Consider the following 17,280-nt stretch of genomic DNA (forward strand, 5'->3'; position numbering starts at 1 on the left):
GGACGACGGCGGTTCGGTGTTCGGAGAGGCTTTGTACGCGCTCACAGGTGTCGTTCCAGTACGGCCTGGTAGGCTTTGTCGTTCAAGCGGTTGCAGAAGACTCCGCCGTCGTGGGCGGCGTAGCTTTTGTAACAGGCGTCCAGATAGGTCTCGACGTTGCTGTAGATGGCGTCGCCGCTGCGCCAGCGCATCGAGCCGCGAAAGCCGTAGCGCTCGGCGATCGCCGGATAGACCGGCCAGACCAGATCGCGCATCCGATCGGTGATGAAGTCCTCGATCGGGTCGAGGGAAGCGTCGCCACGATAGCCGAGCTTCTCGGCGACATGCCGCGCGATCTCCGCCGTGACGGTGACCTGCGGATGGCTCACCGTAGTCATGAACGGCATCTTGCGCCTCAGGCGGCGCATCATCCGGTCGTAGTCGACCGCGGTGTCCTGGCAGCTTTTTTCCAGCTCGGCGGCGCTGCTCGCCCAGCAGTCGAGATAGCCGAGATCCTGGAAGACCCGGGACGTGAAGAGCTGCGCGGCGTCACGCGCTCCGTAGCCGTTCGTGAACGCCCACAGACCGATCGCCGAATGCAATGAGTCGGTCGGGCCCATGACGACGCCGCCTTGGTGATGCGAAGCCACCTCGTCCGGGTGAAAAGCGTTGAAGGCGATTTCCGGCACGGGGACGCCGTGGCCGAGACGCTGGGACAGCGCCACGGTTTCAGGGCGCTTGAGATAGATCCAATGGTCCGCGTCGCGGACCATCTGTTCAAGTTCGGGATCGGGCTCGGCCGACAACAGCGGCGCGACATGCCGCCATTGAACATCGAAGTCGGGGAGCAGCAATCGCAGGCCGGCCGCGATCGTGTCTGCGGTGCATGCCGCGGTCACGAGGATACGCTTCGCCATCACCCCTACCTCACCCCCACCAAGGCCCAGCTGGGCCTTGACGCCAAACGATAGCTTTCGATCTATAGTTCCCCACCCGTGCGAATGAAAGAAGCGGCTGGTCCGGAGGCCGGGCGCCCGGACCTGGCCCGCGTTTTCAGCGCGGGAGGTAGATCAATCCCAGCCCGATCACGCCGACCACGATCCGCCACCAGGCGAACGGGGTGAAGCCGCGCTTGCCGATGAAGGCGATCATCGTCTTGACCACCACCAGGCCCGACAGGAACGACACCACGAAGCCGATGGCGATCGTGCCGGCGTGGCTGGGGTCGATGTCCTTGTAGCTCTTGAGCAGGTCCAGGGCGAAGGCCCCGACCATGATCGGGATGGCCATGAAGAAGCTGAACTCGGCCGCGGCCTTGCGCTCGACCCCCAGCAGCATCGAGCCGACGATGGTCGAGCCCGAGCGCGACACGCCGGGAACCAGCGACAGGCATTGGAACAGGCCGATCAGGAAGGCGGTCTTCAGGGACAGGGCCATGCCGTCCTCCTCGCGCACCGGCAGCTTGGAGCGGTCGACCCACAGCAGCAGGAAGCCGCCGACGATCAGCGACACGCAGATCACCTGCGGCAGGAACGGGTTCTCGAAGAAGTGCTTGATCACCCCGTGCAGCAGCAGGCCGGCGGCGAAGGCGGGGATGCAGCCGATGATCACGCTGAGCGCGAAGCGCCGGGCTTCCGGCTTGGTCGGCAGGCCGACCACCACCTGCCACAGGCGCTGGAAGTAGACGGCGACCACGGCCAGCACCGCGCCCAGCTGGATCAGGACGATGAAGGTGTCCCAGGCCGGATCGGTCAGGCCCAGGGCGATCTTGGTCAGCAGCAGGTGCCCGGTCGAGGACACGGGAATGAATTCGGTCAGGCCCTCGACCAGGCCCAGCACGATCGCGATCAGCCAATCCGGCATCGTCAGTCCTCTCAAGGGCCGGGCCTAGGCGCGGCCGCCGCAAAAAGTCCCGCCCGGGGAGCGGGGTAAGCATCGGGTTTATCCGCCGGCCCGCGTCGCGGAACCGTGGAGACGAGCCCGGCGGCCGTCCAGGCCCGTCCTGCCCCGATTTCGTGTCGTTCGTTCGTCCGCCGGCGTTCGCCCGCCCGAAAAGCGGGCGACCGCACGGAGAGGGAAAAGCCGCGTCAGATTTCCTGGTTGTACTTGCCGACCCGGTCGCCCAGGCGCGGCTTGACCTCCTGGCGGAACAGGGCCCGCATGTCGTCCTCGGACTGCGTGCTTTCGACCACCACGACGATCTCGGGCTTGTTGGACGAGGCGCGGACCAGCACCCACGAGCCGTCCTCCAGATGCACCCGCACGCCGTTGACGGTGATCACCTCGGTGATCTGCCGTCCCAGGATCGACCCGCCGGCGGCGAACAGGTCCTGGTACTCCTTCACCACGTCGTCGACCACGCCGTACTTCACCTCGTCGCCGCAGTGCGGGCTCATGGTCAGGGAGGTGAAGGCCACGGGCAGGGCCTTGCGCATGTCCGACAGCTTCACGCCCGGATTGCGGTCCAGCATGGCGAGGATGGCGGCGGCCGCGGTCAGGCCGCAGTCGTAGCCGTAGCCCAGCTCGCCGTTCATGAAGAAGTGGCCGCTCTTCTCGAAGCCGGCCAGGGCGCCCAGCTCGGCGCTCTTGCGCTTGATGTAGCTGTGGCCGGTCTTCCAGTAGATCACCTTGCAGCCGTGGGCGGCCAGGATCGGATCGGTGGCGTAGAGGCCGGTCGACTTGACGTCGACCACGAAGGTCGCGCCCGGGTTCAGCGGTGCGAGGTCGCGGGCCAGCATCAGGCCGATCTTGTCGGCGAAGATCTCCTCGCCCTCGTCGTCGACCACGCCGCAACGGTCGCCGTCGCCGTCGAAGCCGAAGGCCAGGTCGGCGCCGTGCTCGCGGACGGCGTGGGCCATCGCGTGCAGCATCTCGGCGTCTTCGGGGTTCGGATTGTACTTGGGGAAGGTGTAGTCGAGGTCGGTGTCCATGCCAACGACCTCGGAGACGCCCATCCGCTGCAGGCCCTCGACGGCGAAGGCGCCGGCCGTGCCGTTGCCGCAGGCGGCGATCACCTTCAGAGGCCGGGTGATCTGGGCCCGCTTGGCGACGTCGGCGATGTAGCGCTCGGCCTCGCCCTGCACCCGGATCAGCTTGCCGCCGTCGCGCTCGACGAAGGCGCCGCCCAGCACGATCGCCTTCAGGCGGCCCATCTCGTCGGGGCCGAAGGTCAGGGGCCTCTGGGCGCCCATCTTCACCCCGGTCCAGCCGTTCTCGTTGTGGCTGGCGGTGACCATGGCCACGCAGGGGATGTCCAGGTCGAACTGGGCGAAATAGGCGGTGGGCGACAGGGCCAGGCCGATGTCGTGCACCTCGCAGCCGGCGCTGATCAGGCCCAGGATCAGGGCGTTCTTGATCGAACTCGAATAGGACCGGAAGTCGTGGCCGACCACGATACGCGACTGGCCCAGCTCGTGGATGTAGGTCCCCAGGCCCAGGCCCAGGGCCTGGACGCCCAACAGGTTGATCTCGGGCCCGAACAGCCAGCGTGCATCGTATTCCCGGAACCCCGTGGCCTTGACCAGAGGCTCATTCTCATAGGCGGCCGTGTTGGGGACGAGATCGGCGCGGGGCTTGGAGAACATCAATCACATTTCGGCTGTTGAGGGGCGGGCGAGGGTGGCGGCGGCACGATTCCGGACTCTCGCCGATTTGCCAAGCCTGGGCTCGGGTGAAGTCCCGGCGCGACTATCCGGAGCTCGTGACGATTTCTCCCGAGGCGGACGCGGGCGTTGGGCCCGGCCGGAACGATGCGAAGGGGCTGTGTTAGAGTGGCCGCAGATCCAAGGCAATCCGGGGCGAGCCGCCGATGACGCTCCGGTACCGATCTTCGCTGCGATTGCGGGCTGCCAGACGAGATGAGTCAACAAAGTAGACGAAATGGAGCGCTTGCTGCGATTCGCTCGCAATAGCTCCACACCCGCCACGGATATATTCGTCTATAGTTTTGACTAGCGCATTCTTCTTGCCCTCAAGAGTCCGTATGAGGCGCTCGCACGCAAATTTTTCCCTGGCAGCAGGGACGAGGGAAGTCGCATGGCCGAGCGCATGCTGAAATTCACGACGGTAGCCCGCAAGACGCCCGAAAAGCGGGCGGCGAGCGAGCGCAATGGCGACTTCCACGAGATCTACGCCGACTTCATCGACGCGAAAGCCACCGAGCAGGCCTCGCGTTGCTCGCAATGCGGCGTGCCGTTCTGCCAGACCCACTGCCCGCTGCACAACAACATCCCCGACTGGCTGCGGATGACCGCCGAGGGCCGGATCCAGGAAGCCTACGAGTTGTCGCAGGCCACCAGTTCGATGCCTGAAGTCTGCGGCAGAATCTGCCCCCAGGACCGCCTGTGCGAAGGCAACTGCGTCATCGAGCAGTCGGGCCACGGCACCGTGACCATCGGTTCGGTCGAGCGCTACCTGACCGACAAGGCCTGGGAGATGGGCTGGGTCAAGCCGCTGGTCGCCAAGGCCGATCGCGGCCAGTCGGTCGCCGTCATCGGCGCCGGCCCGGCCGGCCTGTCGGCCGCCGAACGGCTGCGCGAGGAAGGCTACGCCGTCACCGTCTATGACCGCCACGACCGGGCCGGCGGCCTGCTGATCTACGGCATTCCCGGCTTCAAGCTGGAAAAGGAAGTGGTCGAGCGCCGCACCCAGCGCCTGGCCGATGGCGGCGTGGTGTTCAAGCTGGGCTTCGAGGTCGGCCGCGACGCCACCCTGCAGCAGCTGCGTGACCAGCACGACGCGGTGCTGATCGCCGTGGGCGTCTACGCCGCGCGCGACCTGACCGCCCCGGGCTCGGGCTCGCAGGGCGTCGTGCCCGCCCTGGACTACCTGATCGCCTCCAACCGCAAGACGCTGGGCGACGAGGTTCCCGCCTATGACAGCGGCGAGCTGAACGCCGAGGGCAAGGACGTCGTGGTGGTCGGCGGCGGCGACACCGCCATGGACTGCGTGCGCACCGCCATCCGCCAGGGCGCGACCTCGGTCACCTGCCTCTATCGCCGCGACAAGGCCAACATGCCCGGCTCGCTGCGCGAAGTGGCCAACGCCGAGGAAGAGGGCGTGACCTTCGAGTGGCTGGCGGCCCCGCGCGCCCTGCAGGGCGACGCCGAGGCCGTAACCGGCGTGCGCGCCATCCGCATGCGCCTGGGCGCCCCGGACGCCTCGGGCCGCCAGACTCCGGAAGAGATCGACGGCGGCGACTTCGACCGTCCGGCCCAGCTGGTGGTCAAGGCCCTGGGCTTCGAGCCCGAGAACCTGCCGCAGCTGTGGTCGGCGCCGGACCTGAAGACCACCCGCTGGGGCACGGTCAAGGCCGACGTCCGCCACCAGATGACCAATCTGGACGGCGTGTTCGCGGCCGGCGACATCGTGCGCGGCGCCTCGCTGGTGGTCTGGGCGATCAAGGACGGCCGCGACGCCGCCGACGCCATGCACAAGTACCTGCAGGCCAAGGTTTCCGCGGTTTCGATCGCGGCGGAATAAATGGGGCTGAATTCCTCGTCCTTCGACAAGTTCAGGATGAGGAATTCAGACTGCCAACGACACTTCAGTAGCCCTCATCCTGAGTCTGTCGCCAAGACAGCCTGGGGGACGAGGGCGGACCAAGAAAACTCTTCGGAGGCCGCCATGGCCCAAGACATCGAACTGTACCTGAAGAACCGCCAGGCCCTGATCGACGGCCACGCCTATGATCCCTCGACCGAGCGCGACGCGTGCGGCGTGGGCCTGGTCTGCGCCATCGACGGCCAGCCGCGCCGCGAGGTCGTCGAACTGGCGATCAAGGCCCTCAAGGCCCTGTGGCACCGCGGCGCCGTCGACGCCGACGGCAAGACCGGCGACGGGGCCGGGGTGCTGGTCAGCGTCCCGCAGGACTTCTTCATCGATCAGGTGCGCCGCACCGGCCACGCCCTGCGCCAGGGCCCGATCGCCGTTGGCCAGATCTTCCTGCCGCGCACCGACCTGGGCGCCCAGGAGGCCTGCCGCACGATCGTCGAGGCCGAGGCCCTGCGCTTCGGCTTCTACATCTATGGCTGGCGGCAGGTGCCGGTCGACACCTCGGTGATCGGCGAGAAGGCCAACGCCACCCGTCCCGAGATCGAGCAGATCATGCTGGCCGCCCCGGCGGGCCTGGAGGGCGAGGCGCTGGAGCGCGCCCTGTTCCTGTGCCGGAAGCGCATCGAAAAGCGCGTCCATTCGCAGAACCTGTCGGGCTTCTACATCTGCTCGTTCTCCGCCAAGTCCCTGATCTACAAGGGCATGTTCCTGGCCGAACACATCGACGAGTTCTATCCCGACCTGAAGGACGAGCGCTTCAGCGCCGCGGTGGCGATCTTCCACCAGCGCTATTCGACCAACACTTTCCCCGAATGGCGCCTGGCCCAGCCGTTCCGGATGCTGGCCCACAATGGCGAGATCAACACCATCAAGGGCAACATCAACTGGATGAAGTCCCACGAGATCAAGATGGCGGCCGACGCCTTCGGCGAGTTCGGGGACGACGTGAAGCCGGTCATCCAGCCGGGCGGGTCCGACAGCGCCAACCTGGACAACACCTTCGAGGTGCTGGTCCGGGCCGGACGCGACGCGCCGATGGCCAAGACCCTGCTGGTCCCGGAAGCCAACGGCCCGCACATGAAGGCCTCGCACAAGGCCCTCTACAGCTATTGCAACGCGGTGATGGAGCCGTGGGACGGCCCGGCCGCCCTGTGCGCCACCGACGGCCGCTGGGTCGTGGCCGGCAAGGACCGCTCCGGCCTGCGCCCGCTGCGCGTGGCCTATACCGACGACGGCCTGGTGATCATGGGCTCCGAAGCGGGCATGTGCGGCGTCGAGGAAAGCCGCATCACGCGCAAGCTGGCGATCTCGCCGGGCCGGATGATCGCCATCGACCTGCTGGGCGGCAAGCTCTACGGCGAAGACGAGATCATCGACGAACTGGCCGATCGCCACCCCTATACCGACTGGCTGGGCAACATGGTCGATCTCGAAAAGGAGATCGGCCCCGGCCCCGAACCGCGCAAGTACGGCCGCGAGGAGCTGACCCGCCGCCAGGCCGCCGCCGGCTTCAGCCTGGAAGACCTGGAAATGGTCCTCGCCCCCATGGTCGAGGAGGGCAAGGAAGCCGTCGGCTCGATGGGCGACGACGCACCCCTGGCCGTGCTGTCGGAAAAGTACCGGCCGCTCAGCCACTTCTTCCGCCAGAACTTCAGCCAGGTGACCAACCCGCCGATCGATCCCTTGCGGGAAACCGGCGTGATGAGCCTGAAGACCCGGTTCAAGAACCTCGGCAACATCCTGGCCCAGGACGCGGCCCAGGCCGATGTCTACGTGCTGGAAAGCCCGGTGCTGACCACCGGCATGTACGAGCGCATCCATGGCCTGCTGGGCCAGAAGAACGTCGCCGTCATCGACTGCACCATGCCGCTGCCGGCGGAGGAGGCGCGTCCGGGCGACGCCCTGCGCGCCAATCTCGACCGCATCCGGGCCGAGGCCGAGGACGCGGTGCTGCGCGGCTGCGGCGCCATCGTCCTGACCGACGAGGGCAGCCAGGCCGACCGCGTGGCCCTGCCGATGATCCTGGCCACCGGCGGCGTCCACGCCCACCTGGTCAACAAGGGCCTGCGCTCGTACGTCTCGATCATCGTCCGCTCGGCCGAGTGCCTGGACACCCACTATTTCGCGGTGCTGGTCGGGGTCGGGGCCACGGCGGTCAACGCCTACCTGGCCCAGGAAAGCTTCCAGGACCGCCTGGAGCGCGGCCTGGTCGGCGACAAGTCGCTGCGCGACGTCTGCATCAACTTCAAGACAGCCATCGAAGGCGGCCTGCTGAAGATCATCTCCAAGATGGGCATCAGCGTCATCTCCTCGTACCGCGGCGGCTACAACTTCGAAGCCGTCGGCCTGTCGCGCGCCCTGGCCGCCGAGTTCTTCCCCGGCATGCCCTCGCGCATCTCGGGCATCGGCCTGGCCGGCCTGGAGAGCAAGGCGGTCGAGCTGCACCGCAAGGCCTGGGGCGAGACGGCCGTGACCCTGCCGGTCGGCGGGCTCTACAAGCTGCGCCGTTCGGGCGAGGCCCACGCCTTCGAGGCGCGGCTGATCCACACCCTGCAGAGCGCCTGCGACACCGGCGATTTCGAGCTGTACCGCCGCTGGTCCAACGGCCTGCGCACCCAGAAGCCGATCCAGTTGCGCGACCTGCTGGACTGGCGCTCGGACCGCAACCCGATCTCGACCGACGACGTCGAGAGCGTCAACGAGATCCGCAAGCGCTTCGTCACCCCCGGCATGAGCCTGGGCGCCCTGGGCCCCGAGGCGCACGGCGTGCTGAACATCGCCATGAACCGGATCGGCGCCAAGTCGGTGTCGGGCGAGGGTGGCGAGGATTCCGCGCGCTACAAGCCCCTGCCGAACGGCGACAACCCCAACAGCGCCATCAAGCAGGTGGCCTCGGGGCGGTTCGGCGTCACGGCCGAATATCTGAACCAGTGCCGCGAGATCGAGATCAAGGTCGCCCAGGGCGCCAAGCCCGGCGAGGGCGGGCAGCTGCCCGGCTTCAAGGTCACCGAGATGATCGCCCGCCTGCGTCACGCCACGCCCGGCGTGATGCTGATCAGCCCGCCGCCGCACCACGACATCTATTCGATCGAGGACCTGGCCCAGCTCATCTACGACCTGAAGCAGATCAACCCGATCGCCCGGGTCACGGTCAAGCTGGTGGCGGCCACCGGCATCGGCGCGATCGCGGCCGGGGTGGCGAAAGCCAAGGCCGACGTCATCCTGGTGGCCGGCAATGTCGGCGGCACCGGCGCCTCGTCCCAGACCTCGGTCAAGTACGCCGGCGGTCCGTGGGAGATGGGCCTGTCGGAAGCCAACCAGGTGCTGACGCTCAACAACCTGCGCCACTCGGTGGTGCTGCGCACGGACGGCGGCATCCGCACCGGCCGCGACGTGGTGATCGCCGCCATGCTGGGCGCCGAGGAGTTCGGCATCGGCACCGCCTCGCTGGTGGCCATGGGCTGCATCATGGTGCGCCAGTGCCACTCCAACACCTGCCCGGTCGGGGTCTGCACCCAGGACGAGGCCCTGCGCGCCAAGTTCACCGGCACGCCGGAAAAGGTCATCAACCTGTTCAGCTTCGTGGCTGAAGAGGTGCGCGAGATCCTGGCCGGCCTGGGCTTCAAGAGCCTGCAGGAAATCGTCGGCCGCACGGACCTGCTGGCCCAGGTGTCGCGCGGCGGCGAGCACCTGGACGACCTCGACCTGAATCCGCTGCTGGTCCGCGCCGACCCCGGCCAGAACAAGCCGTACTGCACCGTCGAGGGCGGCCGCAACGCCGTGCCCGACACCCTGGACGCCCAGATCGTCCGTGACGCGGCGCCCCTGCTGGAGCGCGGCGAGAAGATGCAGCTGACCTACACGGTCCGTAGCACCGCCCGCTCGATCGGCTCGCGCACCTCCAGCCACATCGTGCGCAAGTTCGGCATGAAGGGCCTGCCGTCGGGCCACCTGACCGTCCAGCTCAAGGGCTCGGCCGGCCAGAGCCTGGGCGCCTTCGCGGTCCAGGGCCTGCGCATCGAGCTGACCGGCGAGGCCAACGACTATGTCGGCAAGGGCCTGTCAGGCGCGACGATCGTCATCAAGCCCGCCCGCGGCCTGGCCGCGCCCGAGACCAACACCCTGATCGGCAACACCGTGCTGTTCGGGGCCACCTCGGGCCGGCTGTTCGCGGCCGGCCAGGCCGGCGAGCGCTTCGCGGTCCGCAACTCCGGCGCCACCACGGTGGTGGAGGGCTGCGGGGCCAACGGCTGCGAATACATGACCGGCGGCCAGGTGGTGATCCTGGGCCCGACGGGCGGCAACTTCGGAGCCGGCATGACGGGCGGCATGGCCTTCGTCCTCGACCAGCACGGCCGGTTCGAGAGCCAGGTCAATCCCGACAGCATCCTGGTCCAGCGCCTGGCCTCGCCCTACTGGGAAGGCGTGCTGCGCTCGCTGGTGGCCGAGCACGCCCGCGAGACGGACTCGGTTTTCGCCGAGAGCCTGCTGCGCGACTGGGATCGGGTGCGCGACCTGTTCTGGCAGGTCTGCCCCAAGGAGATGGTCTCGCGCCTGCCGCAGCCCCTGGCGGCGGAAGAGGCGGTGCACGAGCGGGCTTAGGAAGGCGGCCCGAGAGGTCTGGATGACCGCCGTCGTCTCGGCGGCGGTCGGCGGCCTCACGCGACGACGTGAAGCGGGCTGTAGTGGGGCGGCCGCACGCTGAACCATCGCTCGCCTTCGCTGACCATGCCCCATTCCAGCAGGTAGTCGCCAGGTTCGGCCGGCGCGCTGAACGTGTGAAGATAGGTGGTTTCGCCGCCGGGGGGCGTCACCTTCAGCGTCAGGGTGCGCTCGCAATCCCACTGCACCACCTCGCCGCCCTTCGGTTCGCGCAGATGGTGGCTGAAATACAGCGACGCCGATCGGATGCCCCACGAGGGCCACCAGGCCAGGGCGCCGGTGTTGCGCACGGTCACGGCCGCGACAACCTCGAAGCCGCAGTGGGTGGCGGCGACCATGTCGACCTTCACGACCTCCATGCCCCATGACGGAAGCGGCGGCTCGACCGGCGGCTCGCGAACGCCGACGATCAGCCGGACCGGATGCTTCCGGGGATGGCTCTCGGAAACCAGGGCGGGGGCCTCGTAAGGGCGGCGCGGCGTGTGCCGTGGAATCGTGTAGTGGGCCCGCCACCCATCGCGGGGCGCGCCGGCGGCATAGGTCCGCAGCTTGGCGTCCCGGTCCTCGGGCGAGCACCAGACCGGTTCGTAGTGCAGCAGGGCCACGTCCGATTCGAACAGGCCGGGGCCCATGACATGATAGCCGCTGTGCGGGCGGTTCGGCTTCCAGACCAGCGAGCGATCGTTGCGGAACAGCCGCATCTGCCAGTCGGGGCTCCAGGGCGGCGCGAACAGATATTCACGCTTGTCTTCGTCGACGATCCATTTGCGCGGAAACCAGTAGTGGGTGGCCACGGGATCGCGCATCAGCTCCGGCAACCGCTCGGCGAACCCGTCTTCCAGCCGCTCGTCGTCATCAAGCACCAGGATCCAGTCGCTCGTCGCATGCTCGAAGATCTCCATGCGGGCCGCCGCCAACTGACCGGCGTGGCGGAACGGGAACACCACGTCGGCGAACTGGCTGGCGACGGTGGCCGTCTGGTCGTGGGAATCGACGTCCACCCCCACGACGATCTCGTCGGCGAAGGCGGAAACCTGGCGCAGCAGCGGCGCGAGCCGGCTCTCCGCGTTTCGGGTCAGCACGCTGACCGTGAGCCGCGGTCGGGGTCGCGCCGGGTCGTTCATCTGCGATCCTCTAAGACGCGACTATTGCCGCCGATGCAATCAGGATAATAGAGTAGATCCGTCGGGGAGCCGGAGCAAAATCTCGAATCACGCGGTCCCTCAGCTTCCGCTGCAGAAATCCCATACTCTGTTCTGTCACGTACAATAATTCGCGCGGAGACGTAGCGAAAATGACGACCTTATTTTGTGTAAGATCTTTTCTGCCAAACATAGGAAATGACCTTATCAAGAAATCGACTCAAGACCTGCTCTACAGGGTTTTCGGGAACGATGTCTGTATAGTGGACGTGCCAGCCCTGACGAACGGGGGCTGGGGCGGGCTGACGGCGCGTCAGGTCTACGACATGAATCGTTTCGCCGACGGCGTTCTCGTCGGCGGCGGCAATCTCTTCGAGAACGGGCAGCTGACCCTTGATCCCCAGGCCCTGGAGGCCTTGCGGCCTCCAATGATGCTGATCGGCCTTTCACACGGCCGGATACACGACACGTCGGGTGAGTTGATGCACCGAAGCGACTCGATGGACCCCGCGCGGATACGACAGCTGGTGGCCAAGGCTAACGTGGCGATGGTGCGCGACCAAGCCTCCCTCGCCCTGCTAGAGGATTTGGGCGCAGGCAATGTGGAGATGGCCGGCTGCCCGTCTCTGTTCATGCCGGAGAACCCGCGGGACCGTGCGCCGGGCGAACGCGTGTTGCTGTCGATCCGTCATCCCTCGCGCATGAGCGTGCCCGCGCCGCTGCAATGGCGAACGGTCGAGGACGTTCGGCGCCTGGTCGCGGCGCTCGAGGGCAAGTACGGCAAGGTCGTCCATCTGGTCTGTCACGACTACATGGACCTTGATTTCGCGGCCGCCTTCCCCGAGACGCCCCACCTCTATTTCGCCGATGTCGAGCACTACATCACCGCGTTGCGGGACTGCCGCCTGAACGTCTCCTATCGGCTGCACGCCTTCCTGCCATGCCTGTCCTTCGGCGTTCACTCGATCCACCTGTCGTACGACGAGCGTGGCCGGGCGATGGTGACCACCGCCGGCATGGAGGCGTGGGACATCGATCTGACCCGGACCGACGACGTGGTGTCGGCGGTTATGTCGCGCGCCGCCTCCGTCGACGATTATCACCGCAGCCGCGCAAAGGCGGCGACCGGTGTCGCGGCGATGGAGAAGGTGACGATCGCCGGCCTCGAGCGTTTCGCGGCGGCCGTGGAGCGGCGGAAGGTGGAGGGCGAACGTGCGAAATCCTGAAGCGCCCGCCATGCCCCCGGCGACCGAGGCGACACTGCGCGGTTTCAATCGTGTCTACGACGCCGCCAGTCTGGACGGCCTGGGCGGCCTGCACGCCCGCATCGTCGCCGCGATCGTCGCCGCCGTGGCGGAGATCAAGGGCCAGGCCGCAGCCGCGCGGGTTGGCGCCGAGGGACTTGGCCAACTGCATCACGTGGTCGAGGCGGGCGAGATCGGGCGGATTCGCGACCTTGTCCTCGAACCGCTCCGCCACGACCTGTTGCGCATGGCGGTCAAGGTCGGGCGCGAGGTGCTCGGCTGGCGCGGCGACTTCCATGTCGACGACTACCTGATCCTGCGCATCAATCTGCCCTATGCGGTGGCCAGGCGTTCGGCCGGTCCGGGCGAGAATCCAGGGATCGGCCGGGTCAGTCCCGCCGTGCGAGAGCTCGCGGCTTCACGCCGCGTGAAGGACCCGATCTACGATCCGACAGGCTATCACCGTGGGCACCCGCCGGCGGCCTGGGCGCATGGACCCCACCTCGACAGCTGGTCGGGCCATTCCCGCGACGGCGTCAACATCTGGTGGGCGATGTGCGACGTGCCCGCCGAGGCCGGTATGGTGCTCTACCCGGAGCTTGATCCGAAGCGGGTCGATCTGGATCGGCGGACCCTCTACGTCGCCGCCGGCCAGCCCTTGCCGGCGCCGACCTTCTCGCCCCTCGCGGCGGGGGAGATGCTGATCTTCGATCCCGAGATCCTGCACGGAACGCATCTGAACATCACCGGCCAGACCCGCGTCGCCGTCTCGCTGCGCCTCAACGCCGGCAGGCCGACCTTCGATCCCGCGACGTTCTACGCCCGAGAATTCTGGCGCCAGGCCCAGGATATCGAGTCCGGCGCGTTCGACGCCATCGCCCACGTGCGACGCGAGGACAACCTCGGCCCCCCGCGTCCGTCGGCGGTCGCGCGGCGGATCGAGCCGGCCCGCGTCCGCCTGTCGTCCGATGCGCCCGGGCTCTGCGAGATCGGCCCGGCCTCGCTGCTGGCCGAGGGCGGGCGGCTGGTCGTCTCCTGGGCGGATCGCGCCGTGCTGCTGACCCGGCGGGGCGGCCGCCTGTCGGCGGTCGACGCCGAGTGTCCCCATTACGGCGTGGCCCTGGCGGATGGCGGCGATCGCGACGGACGGCTGTTCTGCCCGGCCTGTGCGGTGGGGTTCGACCTGTCGACCGGTCGATCGGCCTGCGCCGAGCTGCGGCTGAGGACCTATGCCGCGTTCGAAAAGGAGGGCGCGCTCTGGCTCGACCTGTCGGACGCGGCGCGTCAGGGCGGGGAGAGCGGCCGCTCGCCGACATAGCGCGCGCGGGGCCGGATCAACTTCCCCGTCTGCAGCTGCTCGATCGCGTGGGCGTGCCAGCCGGCCATCCGACCCACCGCGAACAGGCTGAACGGCGCGTCGGCGGGCAGGTCCAGGGTCCGGGCCATGGCCACCAGGGCGAAGTCGATGTTCGGCAGGAGCCCCGTGGCGGCTTCGGTCTCGCGGCGCAGGTCGGCCATCACGGATGGGATCTTGAAGGCGCCCAGCAGGGCCGCCGCGCGCGGGTCGCCGTCGGGATAGAGCGGGTGGCCGAAGCCCGGCATGGCCGAGCCCTGGGCCAGGCGCTCAGCGACGGCGCGGGCGGGACCCCGACGCTCGGCCTCGTCGACGAACATTTCCACCCGCGCCGCCATGCCCCCGTGCAGGGGACCCGACAGGGCCGCCAGCCCCGCGAGCGACGCGGCCGCCAGGGAGGCTCCCGTCGAGGCGGCGACCCGCACCGCGAAGGTCGATGCGTTCAGTTCGTGGTCGGCCAGCAGCACCAGGGCCCGGCGGACGAGGTCGGCGCCCGAGGCGTCCAGCGCCCAGGCCTCGGCCAGGCGCTGGTGGATCGGACCGTCGCCAAGGGATCCGGCCACGGCGTCGGCGGCCGCCTCCAGCAGGCCGGCCGCCTCCATGGCCAGGGCCAGCGGTGCGCGACCCCTGGCGGGCGGGTCCATCCCGGCCCGGGCCGCCAGGGTGGAGAACAGCCGGGCGCGCGGCGTCTCGCCCTTCTTCGGCTTTCTGGGCTCCGGCCCGGTCAGCGGCGCGCCGTGGCCGCCGCGCAGCAGGCGGGCGACCTGCTCCAGGCTGTGCATCCGCGCCAGGTCGACGGCGTCCTGGCCGCGATAGAAGAGACGTCCGCCCTCTACCGTGGTGATCGCCGAGGGCAGCACCGGCTCGCCCCAGGCGATGGCCTCGGCCGCCACGTCGGCGGCGCGCCGGCCGCGGGCCTTCTTCGCCGCCAGGGCCGCGACGTCGGAGGCGCGGTAGAGGCTGCGGCGCGGATCGTCGGGATGGGCGGCGGCGCCCACCCGCCCCCGGCTGACATAGGCGTACAGCGTCTGGGCCCGCACCCCCAGCATCGCCATCGCCTGTTCCGCGTCGATCCATTCGGCCATTTACATTGATTATATTGATCAAGATTGACGATCAAGCCTCGGGAGCGTGGATTGTGGGTCGAAAGGAGACCTCATCGATGTCCAAGGGTCTTTCCGCCGTTCCCGCCGCAAGCCCTGTCGCCGAGGGCCTGGAAGGCGTCGTCGCCGCTCATACGGTGCTGTCGGACGTCGACGGCCAGGCCGGCCGCCTGACCATCCGCGGCTACCCCGTCGAGGACCTGGCCCATCGCGCCAGTTTCGAGGACGTCGCCCACCTGCTGCTGGACGGCTTCTTCGAGTCCATGCCGTCCGACCTGGCCCCGGCCTTGGGCCAAGCGCGGGTCCGCGCCTTCGCCGAGGTCGCCGCGCTCGACGAGGGCCTGGCCAAACGCGATCCGGTCGAGGCTGTCCGCGCCCTGATCGCCCGCCTGCCGGACGGCGAAGGCCTGGACACCGCCCTGCTGCTGATCGCCGCTCCGGCCGTCTTCACCCCCGCCGTGCTGCGGGTCGCCGCCGGCCAGTCGCCGGTCGCCCCCGATCCCGCCCTGTCGCACGCCGCCGACATGCTGGCGATGACGCGCGGCGCGCCCGCCACGGACGGGGAGGCGAGGGCGCTGGACGCCTATCTGGTCACGGTCTGCGACCACGGCCTGAACGCCTCGACCTTCGCCGCCCGGGTGGTGGCCTCGACCCGCGCCGGCCTGACCTCGGCGGTGCTGGCCGGGATCTCGGCGTTGAAGGGCCCGCTGCACGGCGGGGCGCCCGGGCCGGTGATCGAGATGCTGGACGCGATCGGCGCGCCCGACAACGCCCAGGCCTGGCTCCTGGCGGCCCTGGCGCGCGGCGACCGGCTGATGGGCTTTGGCCACCGCATCTACCGGGTCCGCGACCCGCGGGCCGACGCCCTGAAGGCCGCGATCCGCCAGCTGGCCCATACGTCGAACGCCATCCCCGGCCGCCTGGCCTTTGCCGAGGCGGTGGAGCAGGCCGCCCTGCGGATCCTGCGCGACCACAAGCCCGACCGGCCGCTGGACACCAATGTCGAGTTCTATACGGCCGTGCTGCTGGAGGCCCTGGGCCTGCCGCCGGCGTCGTTCACCTGCGTGTTCGCCATGGGCCGCACCGCCGGCTGGATCGCCCACGCCCGCGAACAGCTGGCCACCGGCAAGCTCGTGCGCCCGCAGTCGGTCTATGTGGGGCCGAGGACCAAGGCGGCGGCTTAGGGAACAGCTGGGGACAGGCACATGTGCCTGTCCCCGTCCGCATCACCGCCCTCGCGAGTCGTTCGCGCTGGGGCTGTGCGCCCGGCCTTGCTAAAAGGCCGTCATGTCCGCTCCCGTCCTGACCGCCGCCGAATCCCTGGTGCTGACCCGCCGGGCCACGACCCTGTCGGTGGGCGTGGCGGCCGTGCTGATCGCGATCAAGGGCGTGGCCTGGCTGATGGGGCATTCGGTGGCCATGCTGGCCTCGCTGGCCGACAGCGGCCTGGACCTGGTCGCCTCGCTGATCACCTTCTACGCCGTGCGCTACGCCGCCGTCCCGCCCGACGCCGAACACCGCTTCGGCCATGGCAAGGCCGAGGCCTTCGCCAGCCTGACCCAGGGCGGCCTGGTGTTCGCCTCGGCGGCGCTGATCGGCCAGGAAGCGATCCGCGCGTTCGGCCGCGCCGCGCCGCCCGAGCATGGCGCCCTGGGCGTCGGCGTCATGGCCGCCTCGATCGTCCTGACCCTGCTGCTGATCCGGGCCCAGACCGAGGTGACCAAGAGGACGCGCTCGGTGGCGGTGTCGGGCGACCGCGCCCACTACGCCGCCGACCTCGCGTCGAACGCCGTGTCGCTGGTCGGCCTCGGCGCGGCCAGCCTGCTGCACCTGGCCTGGCTGGACGCCGCCGCCGGCCTGGCCGTGGCGCTGTGGCTGCTGTGGGGGGCGATCGGCGTGTTCCGCGAGGCGGCCTACCAGTTGATGGACCACGAGCTGCCGCTGGAGGATCGCGAACGGATCATCGCCCTGCTGACCGCCGACCCCCGGGTGCTGGGTGTCCACCAGGTGCGCACGCGAGCCTCGGGCCCCTACATGCATGTGCAAGCCCACATGGACCTGGATCCGGCCCTGGTCCTGAGCGTCGCCCATGCGGTGATGGTGGCGGCCGAGAACCGCGTCCTTGAGGTCTTTCCGGCCGCCGACATCCTGCTTCACCCCGATCCGCGCGGCGCGGCCGAGCCGCATGGCGGGGCGTTCGGCGAGGCGCCGCCGGGCTGAGCGCGCATCGCCGGGCTTGCCGA

Annotated in this window: 11 protein-coding genes; 6 read left to right on the forward strand and 5 right to left on the reverse strand. The window is 68.9% G+C overall.

The genetic code is table 11. The annotated features are described in order from the left end of the window. Window positions 1-41: 41 nt before the first annotated feature. The 3 genes from ASD47_RS09210 to ASD47_RS09220 form a co-directional block, all read right to left on the reverse strand. Window positions 42-896 carry a WcbI family polysaccharide biosynthesis putative acetyltransferase gene (locus tag ASD47_RS09210; RefSeq protein ID WP_056754818.1) on the reverse strand — a complete coding sequence of 285 codons (855 nt, stop codon included), beginning with the start codon at window positions 894-896 and terminating at the stop codon, window positions 42-44. 136 nt (window positions 897-1,032) lie between these two features. Further along, window positions 1,033-1,842 (reverse strand): undecaprenyl-diphosphate phosphatase, encoded by an 810-nt coding sequence (locus tag ASD47_RS09215; protein ID WP_056754820.1) that lies wholly within the window; start codon window positions 1,840-1,842, stop codon window positions 1,033-1,035. Between the two features lie 224 nt (window positions 1,843-2,066). Continuing rightward, the gene (locus ASD47_RS09220; protein WP_056754823.1) at window positions 2,067-3,563 is read right to left on the reverse strand and encodes a phosphomannomutase/phosphoglucomutase; all 1,497 of its coding nucleotides are present in this window, start codon (window positions 3,561-3,563) and stop codon (window positions 2,067-2,069) included. Between the two features lie 451 nt (window positions 3,564-4,014). Between ASD47_RS09220 and ASD47_RS09225 the strand changes: the two genes are divergently transcribed. Both ASD47_RS09225 and gltB read left to right on the forward strand, forming a co-directional pair. After that, window positions 4,015-5,460 (forward strand): NAD(P)-dependent oxidoreductase, encoded by a 1,446-nt coding sequence (locus tag ASD47_RS09225; protein WP_056754825.1) that lies wholly within the window; start codon window positions 4,015-4,017, stop codon window positions 5,458-5,460. Window positions 5,461-5,604: 144 nt separating this feature from the next. Beyond that, a complete protein-coding gene (gltB, locus tag ASD47_RS09230) occupies window positions 5,605-10,134 on the forward strand; it encodes a glutamate synthase large subunit (RefSeq protein WP_056754828.1) in 4,530 nt (1,509 codons plus the stop codon). Between the two features lie 56 nt (window positions 10,135-10,190). Here gltB and ASD47_RS09235 read toward each other — a convergent pair whose 3' ends face one another. Continuing rightward, window positions 10,191-11,318, reverse strand: a complete 1,128-nt coding sequence (locus ASD47_RS09235; RefSeq protein WP_056754830.1) for a glycosyltransferase — start codon at window positions 11,316-11,318, stop codon at window positions 10,191-10,193. Between the two features lie 170 nt (window positions 11,319-11,488). Here ASD47_RS09235 and ASD47_RS09240 point away from each other — a divergent pair, with 170 nt between their 5' ends. Both ASD47_RS09240 and ASD47_RS09245 read left to right on the forward strand, forming a co-directional pair. Beyond that, complete coding sequence (locus tag ASD47_RS09240) at window positions 11,489-12,562, forward strand: polysaccharide pyruvyl transferase family protein (protein WP_082564540.1); 1,074 nt, start codon at window positions 11,489-11,491, stop codon at window positions 12,560-12,562. 10 nt (window positions 12,563-12,572) lie between these two features. After that, complete coding sequence (locus ASD47_RS09245) at window positions 12,573-13,898, forward strand: phytanoyl-CoA dioxygenase family protein (RefSeq protein ID WP_056754835.1); 1,326 nt, start codon at window positions 12,573-12,575, stop codon at window positions 13,896-13,898. Here ASD47_RS09245 and ASD47_RS09250 read toward each other — a convergent pair. Beyond that, window positions 13,865-15,019, reverse strand: coding sequence for a citrate synthase family protein (locus tag ASD47_RS09250; RefSeq protein ID WP_056754839.1), 1,155 nt, complete (start codon window positions 15,017-15,019; stop codon window positions 13,865-13,867). The two genes, ASD47_RS09245 and ASD47_RS09250, sit on opposite strands and share 34 nt — an antisense overlap. Before the next feature lie 77 nt (window positions 15,020-15,096). On the opposite strand from ASD47_RS09250, the gene ASD47_RS09255 reads away from it, so the two are divergent. Both ASD47_RS09255 and ASD47_RS09260 read left to right on the forward strand, forming a co-directional pair. After that, on the forward strand, window positions 15,097-16,221 hold the full coding sequence (locus ASD47_RS09255) for a citrate synthase/methylcitrate synthase (RefSeq protein ID WP_056754840.1): 1,125 nt from the start codon (window positions 15,097-15,099) through the stop codon (window positions 16,219-16,221). Between the two features lie 103 nt (window positions 16,222-16,324). Next, window positions 16,325-17,257, forward strand: a complete 933-nt coding sequence (locus ASD47_RS09260) for a cation diffusion facilitator family transporter (protein ID WP_056754843.1) — start codon at window positions 16,325-16,327, stop codon at window positions 17,255-17,257. Window positions 17,258-17,280: the final 23 nt, after the last annotated feature.

It is taken from the genome of Caulobacter sp. Root1472 (genome assembly GCF_001426985.1).
In the GTDB taxonomy this organism is placed as follows: Bacteria; Pseudomonadota; Alphaproteobacteria; order Caulobacterales; family Caulobacteraceae; genus Caulobacter; species Caulobacter rhizosphaerae.